This is a genomic window from Pseudonocardia sp. KRD291, from assembly GCF_019263595.1.
Lineage (GTDB): Bacteria > Actinomycetota > Actinomycetes > Mycobacteriales > Pseudonocardiaceae > Pseudonocardia.
This window is the reverse complement of sequence record NZ_JADQDD010000410.1, coordinates 1-4,139: the sequence shown is the minus strand read 5'-3', so window position 1 is coordinate 4,139 and position 4,139 is coordinate 1. Positions and strand designations below refer to the sequence as shown.

Here is a 4,139-nt window from a genome sequence, read left to right as displayed (position 1 = left end):
AGCGCCTGGCCGGACCGTGCCCGTCCGGACGCGGCGGCCCCACCGATCTCGACCGGGCTCTCCGGGCTGCGTGCGGCGAACCGGCCGGCCAGTCGGTCGGCGAGGCTCGGTGCGGCGGCACCGGTGCCGCCCGCACCCACCGCTCCGGACGGTGCCGGGCGGCCCGTCCCGGCCACCGGAGCACGGCCGGACGGCGGCGGCGGGGCGGCGTCGACGGACCGGCGTTCGGCCGCGGCGAGCACGGCGCGCGAGGGCGGCGGCACCATCGCGGTGACCACGACCCCGAGCAGCGTCGCGACCAGCACCCCGATCCACAGGTGCTCGGCGGTCCCGCTGGGGACCCCGGCGGTGAACACGATCAGCGAGAACAGCGGGATCCAGAAGAACTTCGAGGGCCACTTCGGGCCGCGGCGCAGCGCCGTGCGGGCCTGCACCGCGACCAGCACCACCGCCAGCAGCGGCACCACGCCGAGCAGCACGATCGCGATCACCGACGTGACGACGTCACCGCTGCCCACGGCCCCGGCGACGGTGCCCTTGCCCAGGTAGCTGCTCTGGGTCCCGACCACCGAGCAGGTGGTGGTGCGGATCGTCCGGACCGTCGCGGCGGCCATGCCCGGCACGGGCTGCCCCTCGGTCGCGGCGGCGAACACCCGTCCGGTGGCGATGAACGCGGCCAGCGGGAGCAGCCCCGCGGTCAGCACCCCGATCCCGCCGACCAGCACGGACCCGGCCATCCCGTAGGTCGAGCCGAGCCGCCGGCGGATCAGCGCGACCGCGACCGTCCCGGCCGTGGGCAGCAGCCCGACCAGCACCCCGAGCAGGGTGGCCGACCACGCCCACTCCCCCGGGCACGCGTCCGCCGCCAGGCCGCGCAGGCCGTCGAGCAGCCCGGCGACGAGCGCCACCAGCGTGTCCACGCCCGAAACCCCCTCCGCCGTCCGACTCCCACTATGGCATCACGGACGGCGGGCCGGACGTCACAGGGGCTCGTCCGGGCCCCGCCGCGGACGGGTCCGCCACCCGCGGCGTTACCGTCGGTGCATGGACGATCGCGAGCTGTGGCAGGACGGTCCCCGGGTCGGCGCGGTCGGTCTGGGCTGCATGGGGATGTCGTGGGCCTACTCCCCGGCCGAGCGCGACGACGAGCGCTCGGTCGCGACGATCCACCGTGCGCTCGAGCACGGGGTGACCCTGCTCGACACCGCCGACGTCTACGGCCCGTTCCGCAACGAGGAGCTCGTCGGACGCGCGCTGGCCGGGCTCGCGCCGTCGGACCGGGAGCGGGTCACCGTCGCCACCAAGGTCGGCCTGGTCGTGGACGGGGAGCGTTCGGCCGGGCAGGTCCCCGCCCCGGACGGGCGCCCGGAGCGGATCGCGCAGGCCTGCGACGACTCGCTGCGCCGGCTCGGCCTCGATGTGATCGACCTGTACCAGCTGCACCGGGTCGACCCCGAGGTGCCGCTGGCCGACACCTGGGGCGCGCTCGCCGACCTGGTCACCGCGGGCAAGGTCCGGGCGCTGGGCATGTCCGAGGTCGAGCCCGCGCAGCTGGACGGGGCCTCGGCGATCCACCCGGTGTCGACCGTGCAGTCCGAGCTGTCGCTGTGGACCCGCGGCGTCCTGGCCGACGTGCTCCCGTGGTGCGAGCAGCACGGCGCCGGGTTCCTCCCGTTCGCACCGCTCGGGCGCGGTTTCCTGACCGGGACGCTGAGCGCGGGGTCGTTCGAGCGCAGGGACTTCCGGGCGCACAACGCCCGCTTCACCGACGAGGCGATGGCGGCCAACGCCGAGATCGTGGCGACCGTCCGGACGGTCGCGCAGCGCCACGACGCGACCCCGGCCCAGATCGCGCTGGCCTGGGTCCTGTCCTGCGGCGAGCGCGTGGTGCCGATCCCGGGCACGACCCGCCCCGAGCGCGTCGAGGAGAACGCCGCCGCCGCGGCGATCGACCTGAGTGCCGAGGACCACGCCCTGCTGGAGACGCTGCCGGGGGCGCACGGCGACCGGTACTGATTTCCGGGGCGCCACCGTCCGAAACGCGGCGGTCACTGCCGCGAAACATCGCGGCCGTAGGAATGCCTGCATGCACCTGAGCCCGCAGGAGCGCGACAAGCTGCTCGTCCACGTCGCCGCCGACGTCGCGCGCGCCCGCCGGGCCCGTGGCCTGCGGATGAACTACCCGGAGGCGGTCGCGCTGATCACCGACCACGTCGTGGAGGGCGCCCGCGACGGGCGTTCGGTCAGCGAGCTGATGAGCAGCGGGCGCGAGGTGCTGGGCCGCGACGACGTGCTCGGCGGCATCGCCGAGATGCTGGACTCGGTGCAGGTCGAGGCCACGTTCCCGGACGGCACGAAGCTCGTCACCGTGCACTCCCCGATCGTCTGATGGCCGGCCCCGAGATCGACGCTGCGATCGTTCCGGGCGAGATCCTCCCCGGTGACGGCGCCGTGGAGCTCAACCCCGGGCGCGAGCGCACGACGCTGGTCGTCACGAACACCGCGGACCGCCCGGTGCAGGTCGGGTCGCACTTCCACTTCGCCGCGGTGAACCCGGGCCTGTCGTTCGACCGGGCCGCCGCCTGGGGCCGCCACCTCGACGTCCCGGCCGGGACGTCGGTGCGGTTCGAGCCGGGCGTCGACCGGGAGGTGACGCTGGTGCCGCTCGCCGGCGCGCGGGCCGTCCCCGGCCTGCGACCGGAGTACGCGGGCCCTCTCGACGCGCGCACCGCGGACCCGTCCGAGCACGCCTACGGGGGCACCGCATGACGTTCATCGAGCGCGGCCGCTACGCCGACCTGTTCGGCCCCACCACCGGCGACCGGATCCGACTGGCCGACACGAACCTGCTGATCGAGGTGACCGAGGACCGCAGCCGCGGCCCGGCCGGCTCCGGGGACGAGGTGCTCTTCGGCGGCGGCAAGGTGATCCGCGAGTCGATGGGCCAGTCGGCGGTCACCTCCGCCGACGGCGCACCCGACCTGGTGATCACCGGCGCGGTCGTCCTCGACCACTGGGGGGTGGTCAAGGCCGACGTCGGGGTCACCGACGGCCGGATCGTCGGGATCGGCAAGGCCGGCAACCCGGACACCATGGACGGCGTCGACCCGGCCCTGGTGATCGGCCCGTCCACCGAGGTGATGGCCGGCAACGGCAGGATCCTCACCGCGGGCGGGATCGACGTGCACGTGCACTTCATCTGCCCCCAGCTCGTCGACACCGCGCTGGCGTCCGGGGTCACGACGCTGGCCGGCGGCGGCACCGGCCCGGCCGACGGCACCAAGGCCACCACCGTGACGCCCGGCCCGCGCAACATCGGCCGGATGCTGCAGGCGATGGACCACATGCCGGTCAACGTGCTGCTGATGGGCAAGGGCAACACCACCAGCGCCGACGCGATGTGGGAGCAGCTGCGCGCCGGCGCGGGCGGTTTCAAGCTGCACGAGGACTGGGGCACCACCCCGGCCGTGATCGACGCCTGCCTGCGCGTCGCCGACGACTCCGGCGTCCAGGTCGCGATCCACACCGACACCCTCAACGAGGCGGGGTTCCTGGAGTCCACGATCGCCGCGATCGCCGGGCGCTCGATCAACGCGTTCCACACCGAGGGCGCGGGCGGCGGGCACGCCCCGGACATCATCGAGGTCGTCGGGACGCCGAACGTGCTGCCGTCCTCGACGAACCCGACGCGCCCGCACACGGTCAACACGCTCGACGAGCACCTCGACATGCTGATGGTCTGCCACCACCTGAACCCGTCGGTGCCCGAGGACCTCGCGTTCGCCGAGAGCCGGATCCGGCCGACAACGATCGCCGCCGAGGACGTGCTGCACGACCTGGGCGCGATCTCGATGATGAGCTCGGACTCCCAGGCCATGGGCCGGATCGGCGAGGTGATCATCCGGACCTGGCAGACCGCGCACGCCATGAAGGCCGCCCGCGGGCCCCTCGACGGCGACGGTGCCGCGGACAACGCCCGAGCGCGGCGCTACGTCGCGAAGTACACGATCAACCCGGCGCTCGCGCACGGGATGGCCGACGAGGTCGGCTCGGTCGAGGTCGGCAAGCTCGCCGACCTGGTGCTGTGGGATCCGAAGTTCTTCGGGGTCCGCCCGGAGATCGTGCTCAAGGGCGGGTTC

General features: G+C 74.3%; 4 protein-coding genes and 1 pseudogene. 4 read left to right on the top strand and 1 reads right to left on the bottom strand.

Features of this window, described 5'->3' with window-relative positions; all coding sequences use genetic code 11:
- Window positions 1–920 (bottom strand): annotated as a pseudogene (locus I4I78_RS30880) (hypothetical protein); the annotation flags it as partial.
- 124 nt (window positions 921–1,044) lie between these two features.
- Here I4I78_RS30880 and I4I78_RS30875 point away from each other — a divergent pair.
- The 4 genes from I4I78_RS30875 to ureC all read left to right on the top strand — a co-directional run.
- Window positions 1,045–2,016, top strand: coding sequence for an aldo/keto reductase (locus tag I4I78_RS30875; protein ID WP_218615042.1), 972 nt, complete (start codon window positions 1,045–1,047; stop codon window positions 2,014–2,016).
- Between the two features lie 70 nt (window positions 2,017–2,086).
- Window positions 2,087–2,389, top strand: a complete 303-nt coding sequence (locus I4I78_RS30870; RefSeq protein ID WP_218615041.1) for an urease subunit gamma — start codon at window positions 2,087–2,089, stop codon at window positions 2,387–2,389.
- A gap of 26 nt (window positions 2,390–2,415) precedes the next feature.
- Window positions 2,416–2,769 (top strand): urease subunit beta, encoded by a 354-nt coding sequence (locus I4I78_RS30865; RefSeq protein WP_218615043.1) that lies wholly within the window; start codon window positions 2,416–2,418, stop codon window positions 2,767–2,769.
- Window positions 2,766–4,139: urease subunit alpha (ureC, locus tag I4I78_RS30860; protein WP_218615040.1), on the top strand; the 1,374-nt coding region annotated here is incomplete at its 3' end. The genes I4I78_RS30865 and ureC, both read left to right, overlap by 4 nt.